The following is a 25,455-nucleotide window of genomic DNA, read 5'->3' on the forward strand; positions in this document are numbered from 1 at the left end:
CAGTTGCTGGTTCTCGAACTCGGCGGCAGCTACGAGCACGAGGGCGTCAAGCCGATGTGCGGGTGCACCGACCAGACCCACGACGATGTCCGCAAGCTGATCCGCCTGCACGGGCTCAAGGAAATCCCGGCGGTCATGCAGGCGCTCGAATGGTCGACGCCGAACGGCTGCGCGTCGTGCCGCCCGGCGCTCAACTATTACCTGCTGTGCGAGTGGCCCGGCGTCTACGTCGACGACAAGCAGTCGCGCTACATCAACGAGCGCGCGCACGGTAACATCCAGAAAGACGGCACGTTTTCGGTCGTGCCGCGGATGTGGGGAGGACTGACGACGTCGCGCGAACTGCGTGCGATCGCCGACGTCGTCGATAAATTCGAGGTGCCGCTGGTCAAGGTCACCGGTGGCCAGCGGCTCGACATGTTCGGCATCAAGAAGGAGGACCTGCCCGCGGTCTGGGCCGATCTCGGCGCCGCCGGCATGGTCTCGGGCCATGCCTATGCCAAGTCGCTGCGGACCGTGAAGACCTGCGTCGGCATCGACTGGTGCCGCTTCGGCACGCAGGATTCGACCGGCCTCGGGGTCAAGCTCGAAAAAATGGGCTGGGGGTCGAACATGCCGCACAAGTTCAAGATGGCGGTGTCGGGCTGCCCGCGAAATTGCGCCGAGTCGACGATCAAGGACTTCGGCGTGGTCTGCGTGGACTCAGGCTACGAGCTTCACGTCGGCGGCAATGGCGGGATCAAGGTCCGCGTCACCGACCTGCTCTGCAAGGTCGCGACCGAGGAGGAGGCGATGGAGCATTGCGCCGCCTTCATCCAGCTTTACCGCGAGGAGGCGCGCTATCTGGAGCGCACCGCGCCGTGGATCGAGCGCGTGGGACTGGCTCATATCCAGGCGCGGCTGCTCGACGATCCAGACGAGCGCGCCGCGATGGCCAAGCGCTTCCGCCATTCGCAGACCTTCATGCAGGACGATCCCTGGGCCGCGCGCGCCGACGGGGCCGACCGCGAACAGCATGCGCCGATGGCGCGCTTCACGCCCGTTCGGGAGGAGATGGCATGACCGGCGATTGGCTCGACATCGGCTGGGTCGCCGAAATCCCGCTGCGCGGCAGCCGCACCGTTCAGATCGCCGGCGGCGACGACATCGCGGTGTTCCGCACCGGCGAGGATCAGGTCTTCGCGCTGGTCGATCGCTGCCCGCACAAGGCGGGGCGCCTCAGCCAGGGCATCGTCCACGGCGGCGCGGTCGCCTGCCCCTTGCACAATTGGCGGATCGCGCTGGCGACGGGTCAGGCGCTGGGCGACGACAAGGGCTGTACGCCGGTGATCCCGGTGAAGGTGACGGGCGGCCGTGTGCTGATCTGCCGGGCGAGCACCTTGGCGGTGGCGGCGTGAAAATCGCGGCAATCCTCCCCAGCACGGGGAGGGGGACCAGCGAAGCTGGTGGAGGGGGCTCGCCACGAGCGACTCGCTTGCCGCACACCCCCTCCACCAGCCTGCGGCTGGTCCCCCTCCCCGCGAGCGGGGAGGAATGATGATAAAGACCACCTGCGCTTATTGCGGCGTCGGCTGCGGCATCGTCGCCACGCCGACGGGCGAGCGCACCGCCACCATCGCGGGCGATCCGGACCACCCCGCCAACCACGGCACGCTGTGCTCCAAGGGCACGCATCTCGGCGAGACGATAGCGCTTGATGGGAGAATGCTCACCCCGATGATCGGCCGCAAGCCCGCAAGCTGGGACAGGGCGCTCGATCTCGTCGCCAGGCGGTTTCGCGAAACGATCGCCGAACACGGGCCGAACAGCGTCGCCTTCTACGTCTCCGGCCAGTTGCTGACCGAGGATTATTACGTCGCCAACAAGCTGATGAAGGGCTTCATCGGATCGGCCAACATCGACACCAATTCGCGGCTGTGCATGGCCAGCGCGGTCGCCGGCCATGTCCGCGCATTCGGCGAAGACGTGGTGCCCGCCAGCTATGACGATGTCGACGCCGCCGACCTGATCGTGCTCGTCGGATCGAACACCGCCTGGTGCCACCCGGTCGTCTATCAGCGGATCATGGCCGCGCGCGCAGCGCGGGGCACGAAGCTGGTGGTGATCGACCCGCGCCGCACCGAGACCGCCGACGAAGCCGACCTGCATCTGGCCATCCGCCCGGGCAGCGACGTCGCGCTGATGAACGGGCTGCTCGCCTGGTGCCGTGACAAGGGCGCGATCGACGCGGCGTATCTGGCCGCGCATGTCGCGACGCCGGACGATTTCTGGAACGAGGTAGGAGAGGGAAGCGACCTGTGGTCGGTGGCGCGCACATGCGATGTGCCGCCATCAGACCTCAGGCGCTTCTTCGAACTGTTCGCCGCGACCCCGCGCACGGTGACGCTGTTCAGCCAGGGGGTGAACCAGTCGCTCGCCGGCACCGATCAGGTCAACGCCATCATCAACGTCCACCTGGCGACCGGCCGGATCAGCAAGCCCGGCGCCGCGCCCTTCTCGATCACCGGCCAGCCCAATGCGATGGGCGGGCGCGAGGTCGGCGGGCTGGCCTCCAGCCTGGCTGCGCACATGGACTTCGCGCCCGATAATGTCGCGCGTGTCGGCCGCTTCTGGGCGGCACCCGCGGTCGCGGCGCGGCCGGGACTGAAGGCGGTGGACCTGTTTCGCGCAGTGGGTGAGGGCCGGATCAAGGCGCTGTGGATCATGGCGACCAACCCCGCGGTTTCGATGCCCGATGCAGCGCGCGTGCGAGAGGCGCTGGCCGCCTGCCCCTTCGTGGTGGTCAGCGACGTGATCGCCGAAACCGACACCTCCGTTCACGCGCACGTCCGCCTGCCCGCTGCGGCGTGGGGCGAAAAGGATGGCACCGTCACCAATTCCGATCGCACGATCAGCCGCCAGCGCGCCTTCATGCCCTTGCCTGGGGAGGCGAAACCCGATTGGTGGATCGTCACCCAGGTCGCCCGGCGGATGGGGTGGAAGAGCGCCTTTCCCTATGATCGCCCGGCCGACATCTGGCGCGAGCATTGCCGCTTGTCGGTCTATGAGAATGACGGCGCCCAAAATACAGGGCGCGTGTTCGCGCTGCCGGGGCAGGCGGCGATGGGCAACGCCGCTTACGACGCGATGGCGCCGTTCCGCTGGGGCGGCACGCCGTTTGCGGATGGCCGCTTCTCGACGCCGGACGGGCGTGCGCGGCTGGTGCTCGTGGCGCAGAAGCCGCTTGCGCCGCCGCTTGGCGATTGGCCGATGACGCTCAACACCGGCCGCTACCGCGATCAATGGCACAGCATGACGCGCACCGGCCTGTCGCCCAAACTCGCCCGCCACCGCGAAGAGCCGCTGGTCGAAATCCACCCCGACGATGCCGCGCGGCTCGGCATTGCGGATGGTGCGCTGGCCCGCGTGGCGACCCCGCAGGGGCATAGCCTGTACCGCGCGCAGGTGGTCGAGACGCAGCGCCCGGGCGAGCTGTTCGTGCCGATCCACTGGACGGACCGCACCGCAGCCGGGGGGCGCACCGGATTGCTTCCCCGCCCGCTCGCCGACCCGATCTCGGGCCAGCCCGGCTTCAAGGCCACGCCCGCGCGGATTACCGCGGTGGCATCCGCGTGGCGCGGCTTCGTGGTCGCCGCGGGCGAATTGGCGTCGCGCCCGAACTGCCTGTGGGCGACGCGCATCGCGGTGCCGTGCGGCGCCGCCTGGGAACTGGCGGGTGACGGCGATCCGCGCGCGCTCGAAACCCTGCTGCCTGCCGGGCAGCGGATCGAGGCGATCGACGCCGCGCGCGGCACCCGCCGGGTCGCAATCCTCGACGGCGGGCGCCTGGTCGCCGCGCTGTTCGTGACGCGCGACGGGATAGTGCCGCAGCGCGACTGGCTGGTCGCGCAACTCGCCGAAGCGGTCGCCGCGCCCACCCTGCTCGCCGGGCGGGCGCCCGGTGTGCAGGTCGACCATGGGCCGATCGTCTGCGCGTGCTTCGATATCGGGCTGAAGACCATCCTCGCCGCCATCGCCGATCAGCGGCTCGCCGATGTCGCCGCGATCGGCGCCGCGCTGGGTGCGGGGACCAATTGCGGATCGTGCCGCCCCGCCCTCGCCCGCCTGCTCGCCACCGAAGGAACCACCCATGCCGCATGACTTTTCCCACGGCACCGTCTGGCTGGTCGGCGCAGGGCCGGGCGACCCCGATCTGCTGACGCGCAAGGCCGAACGGCTGATCGCAGCCGCCGACATCGTCTTCCACGACGCGCTCGTCGGCCCCGGCATCCTCGCGCTCATCCCGGCCGGCGTGGAGCAGGTCGGCGTCGGCAAGCGGTCCGGGCGCCATTCCAAACATCAGGATTCGATCAACGACCTGCTCGCCGCCGCCGCGCTGGCGGGCAAGCGCGTCGTTCGGCTGAAGGGCGGCGATCCGTCGATCTTCGGCCGGTCGACCGAGGAGATCGACCACCTGGCGCAAGCCGGCGTCGCGGTTCGCATCTGCCCGGGCATCACCGCCGCCAGCGCCGCGGCGGCGGCGGGTGGTGCCTCGCTGACGCTGCGCGGGCTGGCGCGCAAGCTGACCTTCGTGACCGCGCATGCGCGCGCCGCCGAGCCGCTCGATCTCGACTGGACCGCGCTCGCCGCCGCCGATGCGACGCTGGCGGTCTATATGGGCCGCGCCGCCGCGGGAGAGGTCGCGCGCGAACTGATCGCCGCGGGCCGCGCGCCCGACACGCCGGTGATGGTCGCGGTCAACGTGTCGCTGCCCAGCGAACGCATCATCCGCGGGCGGCTGTCGGCGCTATCGTTCCTGGTCGCCACGATCGGCGAGACCGACCCGGCACTGCTGCTGATCGGCGAAGCGGTCGCTGCGCCGCCGTACCCCGCAGCCTCTATCGCTCGCTCAGATAATAGCGATCCGTCGTGTTCAGCGCGTCGTCCAGTTCATAGACGATCGGCTGTCCCGTCGGAATCTCCAGCCCGGTGATTTCGTCGTCCGGGATGTTCGACAGATGCTTCACCAGCGCGCGCAGCGAATTGCCGTGGGCGGAGATCAGCACCCGCTGGCCGTCCTTCAGCGCGGGCGCGATGCGGGCGTCCCAATACGGCAATACGCGCGCGATCGTGTCCTTCAGGCTCTCGGTCTTCGGGATCGCGATGCCGGCATAGCGACGGTCCCGCGACAGATCATATTCGCTGCCGTCCGCCATGACCGGCGGCGGCACGTCGAAGCTGCGCCGCCAGATCTTCACCTGATCCTCGCCGTGGCGCGCCGCGGTTTCGGCCTTGTCGAGCCCGGTCAGCCCGCCATAATGCCGCTCGTTCAGCCGCCAGTCCTTCTCCACCGGCAGCCACAGCCGCCCCATCGCCTCCAGCGCGAGGTTCAGCGTCTTGATCGCGCGGGTCTGGAGCGAGGTGAAGGTCAGGTCGAAGTCGAAACCCTTGCTCGCCATCAATTCCCCCGCCGCGCGTGCCTCCGCAACGCCCTTCTCCGTCACATCGACGTCCCACCAGCCGGTGAAGCGGTTTTCCAGATTCCAGGCAGACTGGCCGTGGCGGATCAGGACGAGTTGCGGCATCGTGCCTCCTTCAAAGTTCGAGCGTCATGTAGCAATTATGCGGGCTGTCCGCCGGATAGTCGGCGAAGGCCGCGCAATCGACGAATCCGGCGCGCAGGTACAGCGCACGAGCGGGGGCGAAATCCTCGCCCGTCCCCGTTTCCAGGCTCAGCCGCGTGAGTCCTGCCTCACGTGCGCCTGCGACGATGCGCGCGAGCACGGCCGCGCCCACGCCCTTGCGCCGGTGTGCGGGCTCGGTGCGCATCGACTTCACTTCGGCATTGCCGCACCCCGAGTCCTTGATTGCGCCCATGCCCGCGAGCGCATCGCCGTCCCACGCGCTGAAGAAGGTGACGTCGGGCTGGGCGAGCTTTTCGGGACCGAGCACGAAGCGAAAGCCTGGGGGCGAGTTCGCGTGGGCATCCGCGAAATGCCGCGCGATCATCGCCGCTACGGCGGGCGAAGCGGGGTCGTCGACGCGCACTTCGATCATATCGTGTCGATCATCCCCGCCAGCACTTCCAGGCACGAGACGCCAAGCCGTTTCGACCGCTCCGGACTCCAGCCGAACTCGGCGTCGGGATTGGCATCATGATCCTTGAACGGCATCTCCAGCGTCACCGACACCGCCCCAAAGCGGTGCGCCAACTGGTTGGTCGACATCGACAGATTGGCGGTCCCCGGCGCCGATTTGGGGTAGCCTTTCTCAGTCTGGAAATCGGCGGTGTGCGCCGCCAGCCGCTGCCCGAAATCGTAGAATTTGGCGCCGTGATCGTCGGTCCAGTTCGGGATGCCTTCATAGCCGGCGATGAAATTGGCGGGGATCGCCTCGTCGCCGTGGACGTCGAGCGCAAACGCGACCCCGGTGCGGTCCATCTCGCGCAGCACGCACGACACTTCTGGGCTGCGCTCAGGCGTCGGCGCATGCCATTCGCGATTGAGGTTCACGCCGGCGGCATTGGTGCGCAGATGCCCGCGCCGGGTGCCGTCGGGGTTCATGTTGGGGACGACGTGCACCGTCGCGGCGGCGAGCAGCGGCGCCGCCGCTTTGCTCGTCAGCCAGTCGAGCGCGCCTTCCATCCAATATTCGGTCATCGACTCGCCGGGATGCTGGCGCGCATACAGCCACACGGGCTTGGCGCCCGTGCCGAAACGGAAATAGTCGATCGCCTGCCCGTCCAGCGTCGTGCCCAGCTGGCGGTGATGCGCGCCGGTCGCGGCGATGCGCGCGACCAGATCGTGGTGCATCTCCATCGTATAGGGCGCGAAATAGGCGAACCAGGCGACGTCGGCCTCGCCTTCCCAAACCCATTCGAGCACACCGTCGGCATAAGCCGTATCGACCATCCGCCACGCCACCCGGTCGGTCGAGGCGCGGACCTTGTAGCCCGGCCAGCCGAACGGATAGGCCGCGCCCCCGGCGTTGACGATGCGCAGCCGAAGCCGCCGCCCTCGCGCACCCGCCACCCGGAACGAGAACCATTGGTAGAAATCCGACAAGTGATCGGCGACGATCTCCAGATCGACGGTGTCCCCGTCGATCCCGGCAACGCGAATATTGCCGCCGTCGAAGGCAGAATTGATGCTGATCGGCTGTTCGGTCATCTGACCTCGATAGTGCGCCCCGACTCGCCGGGGAAGCCCATGAAGAGCGCGGATGCCAGCTTGGCCGCCTGGGTCGCGGCATCCGAGCCGGCGGCGCGTGCATCGGCCGCCGTCTGCGCACGGCCTTCCCAGACCGGCGATTGATCGACCCGGCGCTTGATCGTCACCGACAATTCGGTGACGACGAGCGCGCTGTTGCCGCCGCCGCCGATCGGAAAGCCGACACCGCCGCCCAGCCCCACGCCGCCGCCGCCACGCCCGCCACTGAACCCACCGCCACCCAGGCCGATCGAGATCGGCGAGCGCCGCGGCGGGCCGACGCGGTTGGACCGCGCATAGGATACGACCGCCACGAACAGCGGCCGCGCACCAGGCGCCGCGGGCGCATAGCCGTTTCGCGCCAATTCGCTCCGAACCGCGGCGGCATAGGTCTCAAACTCCAGGCTAGCCGGCGCGCCGCCACCGGTCAGCGGCTCGACCGATATGGCGCCGCGGTCGATCGGTTCGCCGAGGTGATAGCGGATCACCTCGGTCGGCGGCAGCGGCGCGGTGGTGGCGCATCCGGCAAGCCCCATCGCGCCGAGCGCGACAACCGTCGAACCTGCTACAGACCATTTACGCATACTTGTGCTCCACCCACGATTGTTCCGCCAGGGTAACGCCGCAAGCCCCGGCGAGGTTCATCTGGCGGCAGCGGCGGGTTGACTTGGCGGGGGGCCGCCGATAGGCGGGCGCGTCCTTTCGACGGCGCCATTGCTGCAAAGATGGTCCGTCCTGCCAAGAAAAGCGAATGCCATGAAGATCCGCAATTCCCTGAAGTCGCTCAAGGATCGCCACCGCGACAACCGCGTGATCCGTCGCCGCGGCCGGACCTACGTCATCAACAAGACGAATCGCCGGTTCAAGGCACGCCAGGGCTGAGTACCGCCAACCCGACGGCCGTCATCTTCGACGTCGGCCGCGTTCTCTACGATTGGAACCCCCGGTTCCTCTACGAGCGTCTCATCCCGCAGGGTGAGGCGCTCGATGCGTTCCTGCGCGATGTCGTCACCTATGACTGGCATTTCCAGCACGACGCCGGCCGCGACTTCGCCGACACCTCGGCCGAACTGGCCGCGCGTTACCCGCATCATGCCGACCTCATCGCCGCCTGGGGACCGCGCTTCATCGAGAGCATCGGCGATCCCGTACCGGGCATGCACGCCATCGTGGAGGAACTCGACGGGCGCGGCGTGCCCCTGTTCGCGATCACCAATTTCAGCCACGAATTCTGGCCACCTTTTCGCGCCCGCGAATCGGCGCTGTTCGACCGCTTTCGCGACGTCGTCGTGTCGGGTGCCGAGAGACTGGTGAAGCCGGACGCCGCGATCTACCACCTCGCGCTTGCCCGCTTTGGCCTGGACCCGGCCAAAGCGGTGTTCGTCGACGACAACGAAGCCAATGTCGCCGGCGCGGCAGCGGTCGGCATGGCCGCGCTGCACTTCACGGACGCGCCGACGTTCCGACGAGAACTGGTCGCGCTGAGACTGCTAGACTGATTCCCCGCATGCGTGTACAAAGTGTACACAAGACGGAGACTCACGATGGAAATGTCGGTTCGCGAAGCCCGCGCGCGATTCGCGCATGCCCTATCCGCCGCCGAACGCGGCGAGCGCGTGACGATCACCAAGAACGGCAAGGCGGTGGCCGAACTGGGGCCACCGTCTCCGCCCGTCGCCGAGCCGGAAGAAGACTTCTGGACCCGGGTCGAGCGCACGCGTCGCGAGCTTGGCCTCGACAAATATGACGGGCCGCCCCTCGACGAAGCCTGGCGTCAGGAGTTCGACGATCCGGCGTGGACCCGCGAGTTGTTCGGTCCCGAATATTTCGATGACGAACCCGACACTGCCGCCCGATGAGGCTGCTGCTCGATACGCATTATGTGATCTGGTTCGCCAACAACACCGCGATGATGACGCAATCAGAACGGCTTGCCATCAGCGATGCGTCGTCCGTCCATGTTTCCGCTGTGTCGCTCTGGGAAATTCGGATCAAGTGGCAGACGCGTGATCGCCACGGCAGGCGCAAGGGAACCCTCGACCCCGCCGCAGCCCTGTCTTTCATCCGGGCCAACAGTTTTCAGCTGGTTCCGCTGCTAGGCGAAGACAGCATCTTCGCGCTCTCGCCGCCGATCGATCACCGCGATCCGTTCGACGAAATGCTGTTGGTGCATGCCGGCCGTATCGGAGGCCGCCTCTTAACGCGTGACGAAAAGCTGCGCGATCACCCGCTGGCGCTGTCGGTATAGCCCTTCAACTCGTCGCCGACGATCCGCACGACATGGACGACGTTGGTCGATCCGGGCGTCTTGAACGGCACCCCCGCCATCACGACCACCACGTCGCCGGCACGCGCCAGGCCGTGGCGCAAGGCCATGCGCTTGGACTTGGCGACCATGTCCTCGAACGACGCCACGTCCTTGGTATGGACCGCATGCGTGCCCCAAAGCAGCCCCAGCCGCCGGGCCGTCTCCAGCCTGGGCGTCAGCACCAGGATCGGCACGCCGGGCCGCTCACGCGCGATCCGGCGCGCGGTCGATCCGGACGAGGTGAAGCAGATGATCGCCACCGCCGATACCGTGCGGGCGATGTTCTTGGCCGCCTCGCAGATCGCGTCGCCGGTCGTCGGATCGGGCTTCATCACCGTGAAATGTACGCGGTCGCCGTGCATCGGGTCACCTTCGACCGAGATGCCGATGGCGTTCATCATCGCCACCGATTCGACCGGCCACTGGCCCGCTGCGCTTTCCGCCGACAGCATGATCGCGTCCGCCCCGTCGTAGATCGCGGTCGCCACGTCGGACACTTCGGCGCGGGTGGGCGAAGGCGACACGATCATCGATTCCAGCATCTGCGTCGCCACGACCACGGGCCGCCCGAGCCGCCGGGAGACCTCGACGATGCGCTTCTGCAAGGGCGGCACCGCCTGCGGCGGCATCTCGACGCCCAGGTCGCCGCGCGCCACCATCACGCCGTCGCACGCCTCGACGATCTCCTCCAGCCGGTCGATCGCCGCGGGCTTCTCGATCTTGGCGAGGAGCGCGGCCTTGCCGCCGATCAGCTTGCGCGCCTCCGCCAGATCCTCAGGCCGCTGGACGAAGCTGAGCGCGATCCAGTCCACCCCCTGCTCGACCGCGAAGGCCAGGTCGCTGATGTCCTTGGGGGTCAGCGCCGCCATCGGCAGGACGACGTCGGGGACGTTCAGCCCCTTGCTGTTGGACAGCGCGCCGCCCACCTCGACGATCGTCTCGATCCGCTCGAGGCCGTGATCCTGGACCCGCAGCACGAGCTTGCCGTCGTCGAGCAACAGCCGCGCGCCCGGTTCGATCGCGGCGAAGATTTCCTTGTGCGGCAGCTCCACCCGCGTCGCGTCGCCCGGCTCGGGGGAGCGGTCCAGCACGAAGGTGCTACCGGTGACCAGTTCGGTCTTGCCGCCCGCGAATTTGCCGACGCGCAGCTTGGGGCCTTGCAGGTCCGCCAGGATGGTGGACGGGCGGCCGAACTTCTTCTCCAGCGCGCGGATCGCCTGGATCACCGCGATCTTGGATGCCTGATCGCCGTGGCTCATGTTGATCCGAAAGGCGTCGGCGCCTGCACGGAACAGCGTCGCGATCATCTCGGGCGTGTTGCTCGCGGGGCCGAGCGTGGCGAGCACGCGGACCTTGCGCGCTCGCGGGCCGATAGCCTTGGTCATCGCTGGTTCCCGGTTCCGTTAACGATCATTGCCCGCGTTCGTGTAGAGCCTATCTGCCACCGATCAACCACAAGGCATACAAATGGACCCGATCGACACCATCGACGACGCCACCGCCGCCGCCGCATTCCGGCGGCTGGTGCGCCATTTGCGCCACCGCGACGATGCCCAGAATGTCGATCTGATGGGACTGGCGGGATTCTGCCGCAATTGCCTGTCGGACTGGACAGCCGAGGCGGGCGCGCTCGACAAGGACGTCGCGCGCGAAGCGATCTACGGCATGCCCTATGATCGGTGGAAGGCGGAGCACCAGCGACCCGCCAGCCCCGAGCAGCTGGCGCGCATGGCGGACAGCGTGGCGAAGAACACGCGCTGACGCTCGCGTCCGGGGGGATGGCAAAATCGGCCGATTTCCCCTATGTGCAGCCAATGCAGATCACCGCGATGACCATCCCGGGGCACATCGACCCCGTGCCCGTGCCGCGCGCGCCGACCTTGCGCGCCGACGGCCGCATCGACCTGATCGGCCTGTCCAAGGACCAGCTGCGCGCCACGCTCGCCGATGCCGGCCTGGACGCGAAACAGGCCAAGCTGCGCGCCAAGCAGATCTGGCATTGGATCTACAACCGCGGTGCCACCGAATTTTCGGCGATGACCGACATCGCGCGCGCGCAGCATCCCTGGATGACGGAGCGATTCGTCGTCGGTCGTCCCGAGGTCGTCGAGGCGCAGGTGTCGAGCGACGGCACCCGCAAATGGCTGCTGCGTTCGCCCGACGCGCAGGATTACGAGATGGTCTTCATCCCCGACGCGGACCGGGGCACGTTGTGCGTCTCCAGCCAGGTGGGCTGTACGCTCAACTGCACCTTCTGCCATACCGGCACGATGCGCCTCGTCCGCAATCTGACCGCGGGCGAGATCGTCGGCCAGGTCATGCTCGCACGCGATTCGCTCGGCGAGTGGCCGTCCCAGCCCGACGGGCGGATGCTCACCAACATCGTGATGATGGGGATGGGCGAGCCGCTGTATAATTTCGATGCGGTGCGCGATGCGCTGAAGCTGGTCATGGACGGCGACGGCCTCGGCCTCAGCCGCCGGCGGATCACGCTCAGCACCAGCGGCGTCGTGCCGATGATGGCGCGCGCGGGCGCCGAGATCGGCGTCAACCTCGCGGTGTCGCTGCATGCGGTGACAAAGGTCGTGCGCGACGAGATCGTGCCGCTCAACCGCAAATACGGGATCGAGGAACTGCTCCAGGCGTGCGCCGATTACCCCGGCGCCAACAATGCGCGGCGCATCACCTTCGAATATGTCATGCTCAAGGACAAGAACGACAGCGACGCCGACGCGCGCGAACTCGTCCGCCTGCTGCGCCATTACGATCTGCCCGCCAAGGTGAACCTGATCCCGTTCAATCCCTGGCCCGGCGCCGATTACGAATGCTCGACGCCGGAACGCATCCGCGCCTTTTCCGATATCGTCTTCGGCGCAGGCATCTCCGCCCCCGTCCGCACCCCCCGCGGCCGCGACATCGACGCGGCGTGCGGCCAGTTGCGCACCGCCGCCGAGAAGAAATCGCGCGCGCAGGTGGACCGCGAAGCCGCCGAGCAGCTTACCGCACTTGCTTGACCTGACCACCGCGGCGTTGGCCGCCGCCGCCGGGATCGTCGGCGGCGCGATGAATGCGCTGGCGGGCGGCGGGACGTTCGCGACGATGCCCGCGCTGCTCGCGATCGGCACGCCCGCCAACATCGCCAACGCCACGTCCAACCTCGCGCTGATGCCCGGCGCCGCCGCCAGCGCGTGGACGTTTCGCGACGAGTTGCAGCCGGTCGGCGGCGCCTCGGTCCGCGCGCTCGCCGCGATCACCTTTGCCGGGGGGCTGGCGGGCAGCGCGCTGCTGGTCGCCACCCCGCCGCAGGCCTTCGACCTGATCGTGCCCTGGCTGCTGCTGATCGCCTTCCTCGCGATCGTCTTCGGCAAGAGCGCCGCTGCACGGCTGAGCGAACGCGTCTCGATCGGCCGCCGCACGCTGTTCGTGGCGCAGGCCATGCTCGGCACCTACGGCGGCTATTTCGGCGGCGGTGTCGGGATCATGACGACCGCGACCTACGGCCTGCTGGCGGGCGAGACCCCGCGCTCGATGTTCGCACCGCGCACGCTGATGCTGGCGGTCGCCAATCTCGCCGCCGCGATCGTATTCACGCTGACCGGCCTCGTCCGCTGGGACGCCTGCCTGCCGATGCTGGCGGGTGGCCTCCTTGGCGGTTGGCTCGGCGCCCACCTCGGCAAGCGGTTGCCTGCGGGAGCGGTGCGCGCCTGGACGATTTTCGTCACCGCAGCGACGACGGCGGTGTTCTTCTGGCGGGCTTATGGCTGAGGAAGAGGCTTGCGTTACGTCCATGTTTGGTGGACAACAGACCTAGCTGCCGCAGCGAAGTGATTATCAGTCCGTCGCAGGATCGTCGCCATCTGTCGGTTTCAGTCTCAGGAATGGAGCTTCGGCGGCTGCTTGGGTCAACCCTGCTTGCAGGCCCGCCTCCATGCTACCGCTCGCAAACGCCCAGTCGACCTTCTCGTTTACGAAGGTTGCTTGAGCAAAGATTGACCGACGCGCACCCATTTCTGCGCTCTGACCAGAATCATAACGTCTGAGTAGATCCAGCGAATACTCTCTGCCCGCCGCTTCAGACTTGCCACTTAATACCTGCACCGCCCGCGTCTCGGTGGCGGACCAAGGCTTTAGAAAGTTAGCGTAGTGGCGGGCCACCTCGAAGGTGTACAAATCATGCTCACCACTGTCGAGGTTATTGTCGAGCCAATCAAGGTTCCCCATATTATGGGCTCCAAACTAAAGGTCGCGCTTAGAGAGGAGGTCCGATGCCTGCAAGCGGGCGTTTGCCGACCGGCAGACGATCTTGGGTCACCCACATGTCATCCATAGGACAGCGGCGACTACCCCGGCGATGGGCAGCGTAATCAGAGCGGCCGCGGCGATCCAAGCCGCCACCCTGCCAAAACGATCTTCGACCCAAGGGATTAGGGTGTGGGTCAAAGCGTAGTAGACCTGCTCCATCCGTCGAGCTTAGCACAGGGCCGGAGGTCCGCTAATGGGCGTCAGCCGACGAAGCATCCTACCCCTCCAACACCCGCGCCCTTCGCCGCTGCACCGAACTCCCGATCCCCAGCGCCTCGCGGTATTTCGCCACCGTCCGCCGCGCGATGTCGAAGCCCTTGGCATTGAGCAATTCGACCAAAGTATCGTCCGAAAGGATTTTCGCCCCCTCGCCCGCGATCAGCGCGCGGATCGCATTCTTCACCGCCAGCGCCGACACTGCATCGCCGCCGTCCGCCGCCTGAATCGCGGAGGTGAAGAAATATTTCAGTTCGAACACCCCGCGCGCGCAGTTCAGATATTTGTTGCTCGTCACCCGGCTGACCGTCGATTCGTGCATCTCGATCGCCTCGGCGACGCGGGCCAGCGTCAGCGGGCGGAGCGCGGAGACGCCGTGGAGGAAGAACTGCTCCTGCTGCTTCACGATCTCGGTCGCGACCTTGATGATCGTGCGCTGGCGCTGGTCGAGCGCCTTGACCAGCCAGTTGGCGCTGGCGAGACAGTCGCTCAGCCATGCCTTGGACGCCTTGTCCTGCGGCCCCGCCGACAGTTCGTGATAATAACTGCGGTTGACCAGCACCCGCGGCAGCGTCGCGGCGTTGATCTCGATCGCCCACCCGGTCTTGGTGCGCGCGACGAACAGGTCGGGCACCACCGTCTGCACCGCCTCTCCGCCATAGCGGCAGCCGGGCTTCGGGTCGTAGCCGCGCAGCTCGCGGATCATGTCGGCCAAGTCCTCGTCGTCGACGTGGCACAGCCGCTTCAACCGCGCGAGTTCACCGCGCGCCACCAAATCGAGGTTGGCGATCAGCTTGACCATGCACGGGTCATATCGATCCGCCTCCTTGGCCTGGAGCGCAAGACATTCGGACAGATCGCGCGCGCCCACCCCGGTGGGGTCGAAGGTCTGAATGATCGCCAGCGCCGCCTCGACCCGCGCCAGCGGCACGCCCAATCGCGTCGCGACCTCCAGCAGACCGACCGTCAGATACCCGGCCTCGTCGATCTGGTCGATCAGATGCGCGGCCAGCCCCAGGTCATCGGCCGCGAACGCGGTTCCCGCCTGCGCCATTAGATGATCGGCCAGGTTAGTGCCCGCCGCGGCGAAATCGTCGATCCCCGGCGCATCCTCGCCCAGCGCACCACCGCCCGCCGATCCCCCGGTCAGCCCCAGCGCACCGTCCAGCCCGGCGCCGCCATCAGCGACGCTGTCCTGCTGGTGGCTCTCGGTCGCATAATCCACGTCCATCGCGGGCTCGGCGGAATCGCTTCCCCCCGCCCCGCTTATGAGCGTGTCCGCGCTCGCCCGTTCCTCCGGCGCTTCGGAAGCGGGCGGCGCGGACCCCTCGACGCCGGCCTCCAGCAACGGATTGCGCTCAACCTCCTCGGCGATGAACCCCTCGATCTCCAGATTCGACAGCGCCAGCAGCTTGATCGCCTGCTGCAATTGCGGCGTCATCACCAGCGACTGCGACTGGCGAAGGTCCAGGCGGGGCGCGAGGCTCATGCCTGAATTCCTCCCCGGCACGGGGAGGGGGACCGCCGCGCAGCGGTGGTGGAGGGGGTGGGCAACGTGCGACGTGGCTTGCGGAGAACCCCCTCCACCAGCCTGCGGCTGGTCCCCCTCCCCGTGCCGGGGAGGATCAAGAAGGCTGCGTTCGCCATCGCTAAAGCGAAAACCCCTCGCCCAGATACAGCCGCCGCACGTTGGCGTCCGCGACCAGCTCCGCCGGGCTTCCCGAAAACAGCACCCGCCCGTCGTAGATGATGTACGCGCGGTCGACGATGTCCAGCGTCTCGCGGACATTGTGATCGGTGATGAGCACGCCGATGTCGCGGCGCTTCAAGTCCTTCACCAGATCGCGGATGTCGGCGATCGAGATCGGGTCGATCCCCGCGAACGGTTCGTCGAGCAGCATGATCGACGGGTCCGCCGCCAGCGCCCGCGCGATTTCCGCGCGCCGCCGCTCGCCGCCCGACAGCGCCATCGCCGGGCTGGTCCGCAGCCGCGTCAGCCCGAATTCGTCGAGCAGCCGCTCCAGCTTCGCCGCCCGCGCCGCCTTGTCCGGCTCGGACAGTTCCAGCACGGTCGAAATGTTCTTCTCGATCGTCAGCCCGCGAAAGATGCTCGTCTCCTGCGGCAGATAGCCGAGGCCGAGGATCGCGCGCCGGTACATCGGCAGCCCGGTGATATCGTCGCCGTCGAGCAGGATTCGCCCCGAATCGGGCTTCACCAGCCCCATCACCGAATAGAAGCACGTCGTCTTGCCCGCGCCGTTCGGCCCCAGCAGCCCGACGACTTCGCCCCGCCCCACCGATACCGATACGTCGGTCAGCACCACGCGCTTGTCATAGGATTTGGCGATCGACACGACCTGCAACCCATGCGCGACCGGCGGTTCGACGACCGGTTCGGCAAAGGACTCGGGCGTCATTATCGTCTCGGCATCCATCGCACGTCGGCCTCGCAAATCCTGATTGCGCAAACCCTAACGGATCGGCGGTTGGCAGGAAACATGCATGCGACGAACGGCGCCCCCGCGAAGTACGCTCAGTTGCGCTTGGGCACCGAAAACGTGCCCGTCACCCGGCCGCCGCGCGCCTGCACCGCGCCGCCCGACGCCGCACCGCCGCTGCCCACCGACGATCCGTCGATCACCGCGCGCCCGGTATCCAGGTTGATCGTCAGCCGCCCGCCGTTGACGGTGTTGCCGCCTTGCGTCAGCGACACCGCGCCCAGCATCGTGATGACGCGGCGGTTGAGATCGTAGATGCCATATTGGCTGCGTGCGGTCTGGTCCGGCCGGATCACGGTGACGCCGCCCGACGCGTCCAGCCGCGACACCTGCGGGCTGCCGCCGACGACCTGCCCCGTATAGGCCACCGTCATCCGCGCCGCATTCAGCGTCATCTCGGCTTGCTTGACCGAGACGTTCCCCGCCAGCACGGCGCGATTCGCCCTGTCCTGCAACTCGATATGGTCCGCGCCGAAATTGATCGGCGCCTCCGAATTGTGACGCGTCTGTGCCGCCGCGGGGACGGCGAGCAGCATCAGCAGGGCGGTCGGCAAACGCATGGTGCGCGCTATCTCGTGCTTCGCGGCACGATCCGCAAGCGGGCATTGCCGTCCAGCGTCACCGTGCGTTCGGCCAGATCGGCGCGCATGCGATTCGCGCTGAACGTGCCCTGCGCCACCTTGCCGGTCACCGCGCCGCCGCTCGCCAGCGTCCGCTGCTTGAGGTCGACGGTCGCGTCGCGGGTCTGCAGGTCATAGCCGTTCGGCCCGCGGAAATGCAGCGCACCGTCCAGCGTCACCTGCTCGCTGTCCATGTCGTAGCGGCCGGTCTTGGCCTCCAGCGTCGCCGGGCCATCGGGCAGCTGGATCGCCGCGGCCAGCTGGTTCAGCTGGACGATCGGCTCGGCCGAACTCCGCTGGATCGCGGACCCCGCGGTCAGGCGAAACGGCTGGCCCTTGGCATCCTGCCCCATGTAGCGCGCCGACTGGATTTTCATCCGCTCAGCCGCCACCTCGACCTTGTTCTTATCCAGCACGAACGACACGTCGCCCCCCGCGGTCAGCGGCGCGGTGACCAGGAACGCCGCCAGCACCCCGATCGCCCCCGGCAGCACGATCCGCGCGATGCCGATCAACCGGTCGTGGCGGCTCCCCGGCGCCGCCCAGACCTGCCGTGCGGTGCGCACGCGGCGCCCTGACTCAGACATGGGCAGACTCAGACATGGGCGGAATCAGACATGCGCGAAGATGTCGCTCTCGGCCCAGCCCGCGATGTCGAGCGCGGCACGGTGCGGCAGGAAGGCAAAGCACGCCTGCGCCAGCCCGTCCCGCCCTTCGCGCACCAGCCGCCGGTCGAGTTCCTCGCGCAGGCGGTGAAGATAGCGGACGTCCGACGCCGCATATTCCTTCTGCGCGTCGCTCAACACCGGCGAACCCCAGTCCGACGATTGCTGCGCCTTGGAGAGTTCGGTCCCCAGCAGCTCGCGCACCAGCTCCTTCAATCCGTGCCGGTCGGTATAGGTGCGGATCAGTTTCGACGCGATCTTCGTGCAATAGACCGGCGCCGCCACGACCCCGAGATAATATTGGATCGCCGCAATATCGAATCGCCCGAAATGATAGAGCTTGGTGCGCGCCGGATCGGCCAGCAGCGCCTTCAGATTGGGCGCGGCGTAATCGCTCCCGCTCGCGAATCGCACCAGATGCTCGTCGGCGCCGCCGTCCGACAGCTGGACCACGCACAACCGGTCGCGCGGGGTCAGCAGGCCCATCGTCTCGGTGTCGACCGCGATGGCCGCGCCATCGGCGAACAGGCCGGCGGGAATGTCGTCTTCGTGCAGGTGAACCGTCATTCGTGGAGGCCCTACAGGCTGGCACGCCATCGCTCAATGCCCGTAAACGAGGTAGGCCGTGGTCGGGCTGTCGCTTCTGCGCAACGATCGGGCGTGGAACGCGCGTGAGAGGACGATTTCGTTCGCAGGGGCTTGCGATGTACGCTATGGCAGCGGGTGAGGCGCGAACCGTTTGGCGCCTGAAGGCTCGCGTTCGTCGTCCGGCGCTCGGCCTTACGGACTTGCGGGCGACCCGGGAAGACGAACAGGGCTTATGAGTTTCGACAAGGGTGGCCGCGGCAATCGTGGCGGACGTGGGCGCGACAAGCGCGACAGCTTCGGTGGCAGCGATGAGTCCGGTGGCGGCGGCTTCGGCGGCGGCGGATTTGGCGGCGGCGGCTTCGGTGGCGGTGACCGCTTCGGCGGCGGCGGCAGTGGCGGCTATGGCGGTGGCGGTGGCGGTGATCGCTTCGGCGGCGGCGGCGGCGGCGGTTACAGCGGCGGCGGCGGTGGTGGTGGCTATCGCGGCGGCGGTGGCGGCTTCAGCGGCGGCGGCGATCGTGGCGGCGGCGGCGGCTTCAGTGGCGGCGGTGGCCGCGGCATGCCGCCCCAGGTCGTCGGCGAAGGCACCGGCGTGGTCAAGTTCTTCAACGCGCAAAAGGGCTTCGGCTTTGTCGTCCGCGACGACGGCGGCGAGGACGTGTTCGTTCACATCTCCGCGGTCGAGCAGGCCGGTCTGACCGCTCTGGCAGAGGGTCAGCCGCTCGGCTTCACCCTGGTCGATCGCGGCGGCCGTATCTCGGCGACCGAACTCAAGATCGAAGGCGAGCCGATGGCCGTCACCGACCGCGGCCCGCCGCGTGACCGTGATGCCGGCCCGCGCGACTCGGGTCCGCGCGGCGGCTTCGGCAACGATCGTGGCGGCGACCGCGGTGGTGATCGTGGCGGCGCACCCCAGCGCGAGCTGACCGGCGAAAAGGCGACCGGCACGGTCAAGTTCTTCAACGCGATGAAGGGCTTCGGCTTCATCCAGCGCGACGACGGACAGCCCGATGCGTTCGTCCACATCTCGGCCGTCGAGCGCGCCGGCATGTCCTCGCTGAACGAGGGCGATCGCCTGCAGTTCGAGATCGAGGTCGATCGTCGCGGCAAATATGCCGCGGTGAACCTGGCACAAGGCAGCTGATCCGGCCGGCTCCGGTCGCATGATCGGAACCGACGCTTTCCGGAGGGCCGGCATCGCCATCGCGATGCCGGCCCTTTGGCTTTGCCCGGCCCTTTGGCTTTGCATGGCCGGCGCCCAGAGCCCGGCTACAAAGCCCGCGCCGCCGGCAACGCAAGCGCAGCCGGCCATTCCGATCCTCGCCGCGACCATCGTCGCGCGGCATCCCCACGATCCGACCGCCTTCACCGAAGGCCTGGCCTGGGCCAACGGCTCGCTTTACGAGAGCACCGGGCTGGAGGGCCGTTCCGAAGTCCGCCGCGTCTCGCTCGACGGCCGCATCACCGCCCGCGCCACCCTGGACCCGGCGCAGTTCGGCGAAGGTTTGGCGATCTGGCGCGATCAGGTCATCACCCTGACGTGGCACGACGGCATCGCCCACCGCTGGAACGCCCGCAATCTCAAGCGTATCGGCACCGCGCACTACTTGGGCGACGGCTGGGGCCTGGCCGCGGCCGGGGACACGCTGGCGCTGACCGACGGCACGCCGATCCTAAAATTCTACGACGCGGCCACCTTCCGGGAGCGCCGCCGCGTCACCGTCACCCTGCGCGGCAAGCCGCTGGCGGAAGTAAACGAGCTGGAATATGTCGACGGCGCGCTGCTCGCCAACGTCTGGCATACCGGCTTCCTCGTCCGCATTGACGCCGCCAGCGGCAAGGTGACCGCACTCGTCGATCTGCGCCCGCTGATCGCCGAAATCGCCGCGACCGATCCCGAAGCGGTCGCCAACGGCATCGCCTGGGACGCAAAAGCGCGCCGCCTGTTCGTCACCGGCAAATTATGGCCGACGATCTTCGAGGTGAAGATCGGCTGATTCGCGTGTCCAGCCGATTTCGCTGTCGCCCCCGCGCGCGCCATGCTGGAATGAAGCGATGATCGCCCTCCTCCTTCTCGCCGCGCAGGTCGCCGAACCCACCCCCGCCATCACCAGGCGGATCGAGCGGCTGCTCGCGCGCAGCCCCGTCGTCGACGGCCACAACGACCTCGCCTGGGAAATCCGCGAGACCCGCGCCGCCAAGGTCGAGGCGCTCGATCTGACGCAGGACACTGCCGCGCTGCCCCGCCCCTTGCAGACCGACATCGCCCGACTCCACAAGGGCCATGTCGGCGGCCAGTTCTGGTCGGTCTGGATACCCGCCGCCGTCACCGGGCCGCTCGCGGTGGAGATGACGCTGGAGCAGATCGACATCGTCCGCCGCATGGTCGCGGCCAACCCGCGCGACATGGCGCTGGCCACCACCGCCGCCGACGTCCGCCGGATCGCGCGCGACGGCCGCGTCGCCTCGCTGATCGGCATCGAGGGCGGGCATCAGATCGACGGGCGGCTCTCTGTCCTACGCCAATATCGCGCGCTTGGCGTCGGCTACATGACGCTGACCCACGGCAAGAGCCTGGAATGGGCCGATTCGTCCACCGACGCGCCGCGCGCCGGCGGCCTGAACGATTTCGGGCGACAGGTGGTGGCCGAGATGAACCGCATCGGCATGCTGGTCGATGTCAGCCATGTCGCCGACTCGACCATGCGCGGGGTGCTCGCCGTCACGAAGGCGCCGGTGATCGCCTCGCACTCCGGCGCGCGCGCGCTGGCCGATGCGCCGCGCAACATCCCCGACGATCTGCTCGGCCTGATCGGCGCCAATGGCGGCGTGGTGATGGTCAACTTCTACCCGGCCTTCCTATCTGCCGACTGGCGCGCCTGGGATGCCGCGCGCACCGCCTTTGCCGCCACCGCCGGCGTCCCCGCGGACACCTATGGCGCGCGCGCCGCCGCCCCGCTGGTGGCGTGGGACGCCGCGCACCCGCAGCCGAGCGTCACCATCGCCACGGTCGCCGACCATATCGACCATGTCGCGCGCGTCGCGGGCCACGCCCATGTCGGGCTGGGCGGCGACTTCGACGGTATCAACGGCACCGCGCCGCAGGGACTGACCGGCGTCGACGGCTACCCCCGCCTGCTCGCCGAACTCGCGCGGCGCGGCTGGAGCGATGCCGATCTGGCCGCCCTGGCCAGCGGCAACATCCTGCGCGTCATGGACGCCGCCGATGCGGTCGCACGCGGCATGGCGGGGCAACTCCCGGTCGACGCGACGGCGCGCTGAGCGCCCTCCTCAAAATCCCGAGAGAAACGCGGCGACGTTGGCGCCGAGCGCATCGACCGCATAGCCGCCTTCCATCACGATCGCGGTCGGCCACCCCCGCGCGGCGATGTCGCGCGCCAGCACCGGATAATCCCCGGTCGTCAGCGCGAAGTGGGAGATCGGATCGCCCTCCCACGTATCCGCGCCGAAGCTGACGACGAGCAGCCCGGGCGCGAACCGCGTGATCGCGTCGAGCGCCCGTGCCTGCGCCGCGCGAAACGCCTCTGCCCGCGTACCGTGCGGCAGCGGCAGGTTCAGCGTCGCCCCCTCTCCCGCCCCCGCGCCGCACTCATCGGCATGGCCCCAGAAGAACGGATAATCGGTCGCCGGATCGGCATGGACCGAAGCGTAGAACACATCGCCGCGGGTCCAGAAAATGTCCTGCGTGCCGTTGCCGTGGTGATAGTCGATGTCGAGGATCGCGACCCGATCGACGCCCGTATCGCGCGCCGCCTGCGCCGCGATCGCCGCGACGTTCAGGTGGCAATAGCCCCCGAAATAATCCGCCCCCGCATGGTGGCCCGGCGGACGGCACAGCGCGAAGGCCGCGCGCTCGCCGTCGAGGACCGCGTGCGTCGCCGCCAGCGCGGTCTGCGCATTGGCATAGGCCGCGCCCCAGGTCTCTGGCGTGATCGGCGTGGTCGCGTCGAAGCTGTGCGCACCCAGCAACGCATCCACCCGCGACAGCGCGAGCGGACGCCGCCCGACGACAGGGAAGGCGTAGGGAATCGCCTCTCCCGGCCGGCCCGCCGCCCGCCACAGCGCCGGGATCGTCTTCAGCGCGGTAATATAGGCTGGGGTATGCACCGCCAGGATCGGCGACTCGCCACGATCCGCCGGCTGCTCCGCCCCGCCGATCGCGCGCAGGATCGCTTCCGCGCGCGCCGGCGTTTCGGCGTAGGCGGTGAACGCGCCGTTGTGGAGTTCCTGCACGGGTGCATGCGCCGCCTGGGCGGAATCGTGGAAACGGCGCATCAGCGGACCTTCTTCGGACACGTCAGCAGGACGGCGACCCCGGCCAGCGCCGACAGGATCGATCCCGCCAGCACCCCCAGCTTCACGTCATCCGCCAGGGTCGGATCGTCCGGAAACGCGAGGCCGCCGATGAACAGGCTCATCGTGAAGCCGATTCCCGCCAGCAGCGCGACCCCGTACATCTGCCGCCACGAAGCCCCCGGCCGCGGCGCAAAGCCGGTGCGCTCGGCGATGGCCACCGCGCCGACGATCCCCGCCTGCTTGCCCAGGAACAGAGCCAGCGCGATGCCCGCCACCAGCGGTTGGGTCAGCGTGCCCCATCCCAGACCGGCCAGCGACACGCCCGCATTGGCAAAGGCGAACAGCGGCACGATCGCATAGGCCACCGCGGGTTGCAGCGCATGTTCGAGCCGGTGGAGCGGCGAGGCTGCATCGTCGGGCGCACCCGGCGATCGCGTGACGGGCACCGTCGCCGCCGCCAGCACGCCCGCCACCGTCGCATGGACGCCCGAGACGAGCATCAGGAACCACAGCAGGGCGAAGCCGGCCAGATACGGCCACAGCCCTCGCACACCCCGGCGGTTCAGCGCCCACATCGCCGCCAGCACCCCCGCCGCTGCGGCCAACGCCGCCCAGTCGATCGCCTGGGTATAGAATAATGCGATGATCGCCACCGCCCCCATGTCGTCGACGATCGCCACCGCGGTCAGGAATACCTTCAGCGACACCGGGATACGCGATCCCAGCAGTGCGAGAATGCCGATCGCAAAGGCGATGTCTGTCGCCGCCGGGATCGCCCAGCCGCGCGCCAGCCCCGGCACCGCACCCGCGATCAGCAGATAGAGGATCGCAGGGACGGCCATCCCCGCCGCCGCCGCGACGAAGGGCAGGCGCCGTTTGCGCGGATCCGCCAACCGCCCGTCGACCAGCTCGCGCTTGATCTCGGCGCCGACGAGCAGGAAAAACAGCGCCATCAGCCCGTCGTTGATCCACAGATGGACTGTCATCGCCCCGAGCGCCGGACTGAGCACCGGCCCCGTCTTCCCATGCAGGAACCCTGCATAGGCGTCCGCCGTCGCGCCCAGATTGGCCGCGAGCATCGCCAGCACCGCCGCGCCGATCAGGACGATGCCACCCGCCGCCTCGCTCGCCAGAAAGTCGCGCGCCGCTGACCACGTGCCGCGGCGGGCGACACGCGCCGTCATGCCGCCAGCGCCCCGGCGATCAGCGCGCGCGAATTGTCCACGCCGTAAAGCGCGAAGAAACTCCCCATTCGCGGCCCCTGGCTCGATCCGAGCAGCGTTTCATATAGCGCCTTGAACCAGTCGCGCAGGTTGTCCTTGCCGAAATGCACTTTGCCCACCTCATAGACGTGGTTCTGGAGCGCGCCGGCCAGGTCGCCCTCCTGCGGCTGCGCGAGCAGCGCGTCGAGGTCGCGCAGCGCCGCGGCCTCCTCCGCGGTCGGTACGCGCCGCTTTAGCGTCGGTGCCACGAAGTCGCGCGCATAGGCCACAGCATAACCGATCAGCCGGTCGAGCGCGGGATTGCCCTCGGGCGATAGCGCAGGGTCGTAACGCTGGAGGAACCGCCACAAGGTATCGCGGTCGCCTACCCCCGGCAGGCTCGCCAGGTTGAGCAGCAGCCCGAACGTCACCGGCAACGCCTCGTCGGGCACCTTGCCGTCGTGGATATGATGCACCGGATTGCCCAGCTTCTGCTTCATATCCTGCGCGGCGTAATTGGCGCGGAACTGCCAGTAATCGTCCACCGCGCGCGGGATCACCCCCATGTGGAGCGACTTGGCCTTTTTCGGCTCGCGATAGGCGAAGAAGGCCAGGCTCTCCTCGGGGCCGTAGCGCAGCCAATCGTCCATCGACAGGCCGTTGCCCTTCGACTTGGAGATTTTCTCGCCGTGCTCGTCGAGGAACATCTCGTAATTAAACCCCTCGGGCGGTCGCCCACCGAGAACGCGCGCGATGCGGCTGGATTGCACGACCGAATCGATCAGATCCTTGCCCGCCATCTCGTAATCCACGCCCAGCGCGACCCAGCGCATCGCCCAATCGACCTTCCATTGCAGCTTGGCCCGGCCGCCGAACACGGACTCCACGATCCGCTCGCCGGCATCCTCGAACGCGATGAGTCCCGCCTCGGCATCGACCACCTCGACCGGCACCTGGAGCACGACCCCGCTCGTCGGGCTGATCGGCAGCACCGGCGAATAGGTCGCGCGCCGCTCGGCGCGCAGCGTCGGCAGCATGACGTCCTGGATGCCCTGGAATTGCCGCAGCACGCCCTTCAAAGCCTCGTCGAAATGTCCGCCCTCGTAATATTCGGTCGAAGACACGAATTCATATTCGAATCCGTAGCGATCGAGAAAGTCGCGCAACCGCGCATTGTTGTGCGCCGCAAAGCTGTCGTGCGTGCCGAACGGATCGGGGATGCGGGTCAGCGGCTTGCCCAAATGCTCCGCGAGCATCGCGCCGTTGGGCACATTGTCGGGCACCTTGCGCAGGCCGTCCATGTCGTCGCTGAACGCGATCAGCCGCGTCGGCTGGTCGCTCAGCGCATGGAACGCCTGGCGTACCATCGTCGTGCGCAGCACCTCGTTGAACGTGCCGATATGCGGCAGGCCGGACGGGCCGTACCCCGTCTCGAACAACATCGGCGAACCACGAGGCTTACCCTGCGGCCAGCGCGCGAGCAGCTTGCGCGCCTCCTCATAGGGCCAGGCCTTGGATGCTAGGGCTTCGGTGCGGAGTTCGTCGGTCATGA

Annotated in this window: 28 protein-coding genes; 14 read left to right on the forward strand and 14 right to left on the reverse strand. The window is 68.1% G+C overall.

The annotated features are described in order from the left end of the window. The 4 genes from VF643_RS08560 to cobA all read left to right on the forward strand — a co-directional run. On the forward strand, positions 1 to 1,062 hold a 1,062-nt coding region (locus VF643_RS08560), incomplete at its 5' end, for a (2Fe-2S)-binding protein (protein WP_331042967.1). After that, positions 1,059 to 1,397 carry a nitrite reductase small subunit NirD gene (gene nirD, locus VF643_RS08565; protein WP_331042968.1) on the forward strand — a complete coding sequence of 113 codons (339 nt, stop codon included), beginning with the start codon at positions 1,059 to 1,061 and terminating at the stop codon, positions 1,395 to 1,397. The genes VF643_RS08560 and nirD, both read left to right, overlap by 4 nt. 136 nt (positions 1,398 to 1,533) lie before the next feature. Further along, complete coding sequence (locus tag VF643_RS08570) at positions 1,534 to 4,140, forward strand: molybdopterin-dependent oxidoreductase (RefSeq protein WP_331042969.1); 2,607 nt, start codon at positions 1,534 to 1,536, stop codon at positions 4,138 to 4,140. After that, the gene (cobA, locus tag VF643_RS08575) at positions 4,130 to 4,972 is read left to right on the forward strand and encodes a uroporphyrinogen-III C-methyltransferase (RefSeq protein WP_331042970.1); all 843 of its coding nucleotides are present in this window, start codon (positions 4,130 to 4,132) and stop codon (positions 4,970 to 4,972) included. The genes VF643_RS08570 and cobA overlap by 11 nt, the downstream gene beginning before the upstream one ends. Here the strand turns inward: cobA and gpmA are convergent. Genes gpmA through VF643_RS08595 form a run of 4 tightly spaced genes read right to left on the reverse strand, consistent with a single transcriptional unit; the run spans position 4,878 to position 7,771 of the window. Next, the gene (gpmA, locus tag VF643_RS08580) at positions 4,878 to 5,564 is read right to left on the reverse strand and encodes a 2,3-diphosphoglycerate-dependent phosphoglycerate mutase (protein WP_331042971.1); all 687 of its coding nucleotides are present in this window, start codon (positions 5,562 to 5,564) and stop codon (positions 4,878 to 4,880) included. The two genes, cobA and gpmA, sit on opposite strands and share 95 nt — an antisense overlap. 10 nt (positions 5,565 to 5,574) lie before the next feature. Next, positions 5,575 to 6,036 carry a GNAT family N-acetyltransferase gene (locus VF643_RS08585; RefSeq protein ID WP_331042972.1) on the reverse strand — a complete coding sequence of 154 codons (462 nt, stop codon included), beginning with the start codon at positions 6,034 to 6,036 and terminating at the stop codon, positions 5,575 to 5,577. Continuing rightward, the gene (locus VF643_RS08590) at positions 6,033 to 7,148 is read right to left on the reverse strand and encodes a M14 family metallopeptidase (protein ID WP_331042973.1); all 1,116 of its coding nucleotides are present in this window, start codon (positions 7,146 to 7,148) and stop codon (positions 6,033 to 6,035) included. Before VF643_RS08590 ends, VF643_RS08585 begins: the two co-directional genes overlap by 4 nt. Then, a complete protein-coding gene (locus tag VF643_RS08595; protein ID WP_331042974.1) occupies positions 7,145 to 7,771 on the reverse strand; it encodes a DUF4136 domain-containing protein in 627 nt (208 codons plus the stop codon). The genes VF643_RS08590 and VF643_RS08595 overlap by 4 nt, the downstream gene beginning before the upstream one ends. Positions 7,772 to 7,943: 172 nt before the next feature. Here VF643_RS08595 and ykgO point away from each other — a divergent pair, with 172 nt between their 5' ends. Genes ykgO through VF643_RS08615 form a run of 4 tightly spaced genes read left to right on the forward strand, consistent with a single transcriptional unit; the run spans position 7,944 to position 9,435 of the window. Continuing rightward, entirely contained in the window at positions 7,944 to 8,069 is a 126-nt protein-coding gene (gene ykgO, locus VF643_RS08600; protein WP_003046794.1) for a type B 50S ribosomal protein L36, read from the forward strand. Then, positions 8,066 to 8,686: an HAD-IA family hydrolase gene (locus tag VF643_RS08605; RefSeq protein WP_331042999.1), complete on the forward strand. Its 621-nt coding sequence runs from the start codon at positions 8,066 to 8,068 to the stop codon at positions 8,684 to 8,686. The genes ykgO and VF643_RS08605 overlap by 4 nt, the downstream gene beginning before the upstream one ends. A 45-nt stretch (positions 8,687 to 8,731) precedes the next feature. Next, a complete protein-coding gene (locus VF643_RS08610; RefSeq protein WP_331042975.1) occupies positions 8,732 to 9,046 on the forward strand; it encodes a type II toxin-antitoxin system prevent-host-death family antitoxin in 315 nt (104 codons plus the stop codon). Then, positions 9,043 to 9,435: a type II toxin-antitoxin system VapC family toxin gene (locus tag VF643_RS08615; RefSeq protein WP_331042976.1), complete on the forward strand. Its 393-nt coding sequence runs from the start codon at positions 9,043 to 9,045 to the stop codon at positions 9,433 to 9,435. The genes VF643_RS08610 and VF643_RS08615 overlap by 4 nt, the downstream gene beginning before the upstream one ends. Here the strand turns inward: VF643_RS08615 and pyk are convergent. Further along, positions 9,411 to 10,880 carry a pyruvate kinase gene (gene pyk, locus VF643_RS08620; protein ID WP_331042977.1) on the reverse strand — a complete coding sequence of 490 codons (1,470 nt, stop codon included), beginning with the start codon at positions 10,878 to 10,880 and terminating at the stop codon, positions 9,411 to 9,413. The two genes, VF643_RS08615 and pyk, sit on opposite strands and share 25 nt — an antisense overlap. 82 nt (positions 10,881 to 10,962) lie before the next feature. On the opposite strand from pyk, the gene VF643_RS08625 reads away from it, so the two are divergent. The 3 genes from VF643_RS08625 to VF643_RS08635 are packed head-to-tail and all read left to right on the forward strand — an operon-like array spanning position 10,963 to position 13,260. After that, the gene (locus VF643_RS08625; RefSeq protein WP_331042978.1) at positions 10,963 to 11,256 is read left to right on the forward strand and encodes a DUF1244 domain-containing protein; all 294 of its coding nucleotides are present in this window, start codon (positions 10,963 to 10,965) and stop codon (positions 11,254 to 11,256) included. Between the two features lie 17 nt (positions 11,257 to 11,273). Beyond that, a complete protein-coding gene (gene rlmN / locus VF643_RS08630; protein WP_331042979.1) occupies positions 11,274 to 12,509 on the forward strand; it encodes a 23S rRNA (adenine(2503)-C(2))-methyltransferase RlmN in 1,236 nt (411 codons plus the stop codon). Next, positions 12,502 to 13,260: a sulfite exporter TauE/SafE family protein gene (locus VF643_RS08635; protein WP_331042980.1), complete on the forward strand. Its 759-nt coding sequence runs from the start codon at positions 12,502 to 12,504 to the stop codon at positions 13,258 to 13,260. Before rlmN ends, VF643_RS08635 begins: the two co-directional genes overlap by 8 nt. Before the next feature lie 66 nt (positions 13,261 to 13,326). On the opposite strand, the gene VF643_RS08640 is transcribed toward VF643_RS08635, so the two are convergent. The 6 genes from VF643_RS08640 to VF643_RS08665 form a co-directional block, all read right to left on the reverse strand. Beyond that, the gene (locus tag VF643_RS08640) at positions 13,327 to 13,716 is read right to left on the reverse strand and encodes a hypothetical protein (protein ID WP_331042981.1); all 390 of its coding nucleotides are present in this window, start codon (positions 13,714 to 13,716) and stop codon (positions 13,327 to 13,329) included. A gap of 298 nt (positions 13,717 to 14,014) precedes the next feature. Then, entirely contained in the window at positions 14,015 to 15,502 is a 1,488-nt protein-coding gene (gene rpoN, locus VF643_RS08645; protein WP_331042982.1) for an RNA polymerase factor sigma-54, read from the reverse strand. 160 nt (positions 15,503 to 15,662) lie between these two features. Next, complete coding sequence (gene lptB, locus VF643_RS08650) at positions 15,663 to 16,430, reverse strand: LPS export ABC transporter ATP-binding protein (RefSeq protein WP_331042983.1); 768 nt, start codon at positions 16,428 to 16,430, stop codon at positions 15,663 to 15,665. A gap of 116 nt (positions 16,431 to 16,546) precedes the next feature. Continuing rightward, positions 16,547 to 17,071: an LptA/OstA family protein gene (locus VF643_RS08655; RefSeq protein ID WP_331042984.1), complete on the reverse strand. Its 525-nt coding sequence runs from the start codon at positions 17,069 to 17,071 to the stop codon at positions 16,547 to 16,549. 8 nt (positions 17,072 to 17,079) lie between these two features. After that, positions 17,080 to 17,718, reverse strand: a complete 639-nt coding sequence (gene lptC, locus VF643_RS08660; protein ID WP_331042985.1) for an LPS export ABC transporter periplasmic protein LptC — start codon at positions 17,716 to 17,718, stop codon at positions 17,080 to 17,082. Positions 17,719 to 17,742: 24 nt separating this feature from the next. Next, positions 17,743 to 18,363, reverse strand: coding sequence for a ribonuclease D (locus VF643_RS08665; RefSeq protein WP_331042986.1), 621 nt, complete (start codon positions 18,361 to 18,363; stop codon positions 17,743 to 17,745). Positions 18,364 to 18,616: 253 nt separating this feature from the next. Between VF643_RS08665 and VF643_RS08670 the strand changes: the two genes are divergently transcribed. The 3 genes from VF643_RS08670 to VF643_RS08680 all read left to right on the forward strand — a co-directional run bounded on the left by VF643_RS08670 (position 18,617) and on the right by VF643_RS08680 (position 21,666). Then, on the forward strand, positions 18,617 to 19,528 hold the full coding sequence (locus VF643_RS08670) for a cold-shock protein (RefSeq protein WP_331042987.1): 912 nt from the start codon (positions 18,617 to 18,619) through the stop codon (positions 19,526 to 19,528). A gap of 103 nt (positions 19,529 to 19,631) precedes the next feature. Next, positions 19,632 to 20,381, forward strand: a complete 750-nt coding sequence (locus tag VF643_RS08675; RefSeq protein ID WP_331042988.1) for a glutaminyl-peptide cyclotransferase — start codon at positions 19,632 to 19,634, stop codon at positions 20,379 to 20,381. A gap of 58 nt (positions 20,382 to 20,439) precedes the next feature. Then, the gene (locus VF643_RS08680; RefSeq protein ID WP_331042989.1) at positions 20,440 to 21,666 is read left to right on the forward strand and encodes a dipeptidase; all 1,227 of its coding nucleotides are present in this window, start codon (positions 20,440 to 20,442) and stop codon (positions 21,664 to 21,666) included. A gap of 9 nt (positions 21,667 to 21,675) precedes the next feature. Here VF643_RS08680 and VF643_RS08685 read toward each other — a convergent pair whose 3' ends face one another. Genes VF643_RS08685 through VF643_RS08695 form a run of 3 tightly spaced genes read right to left on the reverse strand, consistent with a single transcriptional unit; the run spans position 21,676 to position 25,453 of the window. Continuing rightward, positions 21,676 to 22,680: a histone deacetylase family protein gene (locus VF643_RS08685; RefSeq protein ID WP_331042990.1), complete on the reverse strand. Its 1,005-nt coding sequence runs from the start codon at positions 22,678 to 22,680 to the stop codon at positions 21,676 to 21,678. Beyond that, positions 22,680 to 23,885: a Na+/H+ antiporter NhaA gene (gene nhaA, locus VF643_RS08690; RefSeq protein WP_331042991.1), complete on the reverse strand. Its 1,206-nt coding sequence runs from the start codon at positions 23,883 to 23,885 to the stop codon at positions 22,680 to 22,682. Before nhaA ends, VF643_RS08685 begins: the two co-directional genes overlap by 1 nt. Next, on the reverse strand, positions 23,882 to 25,453 hold the full coding sequence (locus VF643_RS08695) for a lysine--tRNA ligase (protein WP_331042992.1): 1,572 nt from the start codon (positions 25,451 to 25,453) through the stop codon (positions 23,882 to 23,884). Before VF643_RS08695 ends, nhaA begins: the two co-directional genes overlap by 4 nt. Positions 25,454 to 25,455 lie beyond the last annotated feature (2 nt).

The organism is Sphingomonas sp. (genome assembly GCF_036387595.1).
Taxonomy (GTDB): Bacteria; Pseudomonadota; Alphaproteobacteria; order Sphingomonadales; family Sphingomonadaceae; genus Sphingomonas.

Excerpts from the sequence above, each read along its gene's own strand:
- VF643_RS08595 (WP_331042974.1), bottom strand. The coding sequence starts at position 7,771 with ATGCGTAAATGGTCTGTAGCAGGTTCGACGGTTGTCGCGCTCGGCGCG.
- VF643_RS08680 (WP_331042989.1), top strand. The coding sequence starts at position 20,440 with ATGATCGCCCTCCTCCTTCTCGCCGCGCAGGTCGCCGAACCCACCCCC.
- VF643_RS08655 (WP_331042984.1), bottom strand. The coding sequence starts at position 17,071 with ATGCGTTTGCCGACCGCCCTGCTGATGCTGCTCGCCGTCCCCGCGGCG.
- ykgO (WP_003046794.1), top strand. The coding sequence starts at position 7,944 with ATGAAGATCCGCAATTCCCTGAAGTCGCTCAAGGATCGCCACCGCGAC.
- VF643_RS08695 (WP_331042992.1), bottom strand. The coding sequence starts at position 25,453 with ATGACCGACGAACTCCGCACCGAAGCCCTAGCATCCAAGGCCTGGCCC.
- VF643_RS08640 (WP_331042981.1), bottom strand. The coding sequence starts at position 13,716 with ATGGGGAACCTTGATTGGCTCGACAATAACCTCGACAGTGGTGAGCAT.
- nirD (WP_331042968.1), top strand. The coding sequence starts at position 1,059 with ATGACCGGCGATTGGCTCGACATCGGCTGGGTCGCCGAAATCCCGCTG.
- VF643_RS08675 (WP_331042988.1), top strand. The coding sequence starts at position 19,632 with ATGGCCGGCGCCCAGAGCCCGGCTACAAAGCCCGCGCCGCCGGCAACG.
- lptC (WP_331042985.1), bottom strand. The coding sequence starts at position 17,718 with ATGTCTGAGTCAGGGCGCCGCGTGCGCACCGCACGGCAGGTCTGGGCG.
- VF643_RS08625 (WP_331042978.1), top strand. The coding sequence starts at position 10,963 with ATGGACCCGATCGACACCATCGACGACGCCACCGCCGCCGCCGCATTC.
- nhaA (WP_331042991.1), bottom strand. The coding sequence starts at position 23,885 with ATGACGGCGCGTGTCGCCCGCCGCGGCACGTGGTCAGCGGCGCGCGAC.
- rpoN (WP_331042982.1), bottom strand. The coding sequence starts at position 15,502 with ATGAGCCTCGCGCCCCGCCTGGACCTTCGCCAGTCGCAGTCGCTGGTG.
- VF643_RS08585 (WP_331042972.1), bottom strand. The coding sequence starts at position 6,036 with ATGATCGAAGTGCGCGTCGACGACCCCGCTTCGCCCGCCGTAGCGGCG.
- VF643_RS08570 (WP_331042969.1), top strand. The coding sequence starts at position 1,534 with ATGATGATAAAGACCACCTGCGCTTATTGCGGCGTCGGCTGCGGCATC.
- gpmA (WP_331042971.1), bottom strand. The coding sequence starts at position 5,564 with ATGCCGCAACTCGTCCTGATCCGCCACGGCCAGTCTGCCTGGAATCTG.
- VF643_RS08665 (WP_331042986.1), bottom strand. The coding sequence starts at position 18,363 with ATGACGGTTCACCTGCACGAAGACGACATTCCCGCCGGCCTGTTCGCC.
- VF643_RS08610 (WP_331042975.1), top strand. The coding sequence starts at position 8,732 with ATGGAAATGTCGGTTCGCGAAGCCCGCGCGCGATTCGCGCATGCCCTA.
- VF643_RS08670 (WP_331042987.1), top strand. The coding sequence starts at position 18,617 with ATGAGTTTCGACAAGGGTGGCCGCGGCAATCGTGGCGGACGTGGGCGC.
- cobA (WP_331042970.1), top strand. The coding sequence starts at position 4,130 with ATGCCGCATGACTTTTCCCACGGCACCGTCTGGCTGGTCGGCGCAGGG.
- rlmN (WP_331042979.1), top strand. The coding sequence starts at position 11,274 with ATGGCAAAATCGGCCGATTTCCCCTATGTGCAGCCAATGCAGATCACC.
- VF643_RS08615 (WP_331042976.1), top strand. The coding sequence starts at position 9,043 with ATGAGGCTGCTGCTCGATACGCATTATGTGATCTGGTTCGCCAACAAC.
- VF643_RS08590 (WP_331042973.1), bottom strand. The coding sequence starts at position 7,148 with ATGACCGAACAGCCGATCAGCATCAATTCTGCCTTCGACGGCGGCAAT.
- VF643_RS08685 (WP_331042990.1), bottom strand. The coding sequence starts at position 22,680 with ATGCGCCGTTTCCACGATTCCGCCCAGGCGGCGCATGCACCCGTGCAG.
- lptB (WP_331042983.1), bottom strand. The coding sequence starts at position 16,430 with ATGACGCCCGAGTCCTTTGCCGAACCGGTCGTCGAACCGCCGGTCGCG.
- pyk (WP_331042977.1), bottom strand. The coding sequence starts at position 10,880 with ATGACCAAGGCTATCGGCCCGCGAGCGCGCAAGGTCCGCGTGCTCGCC.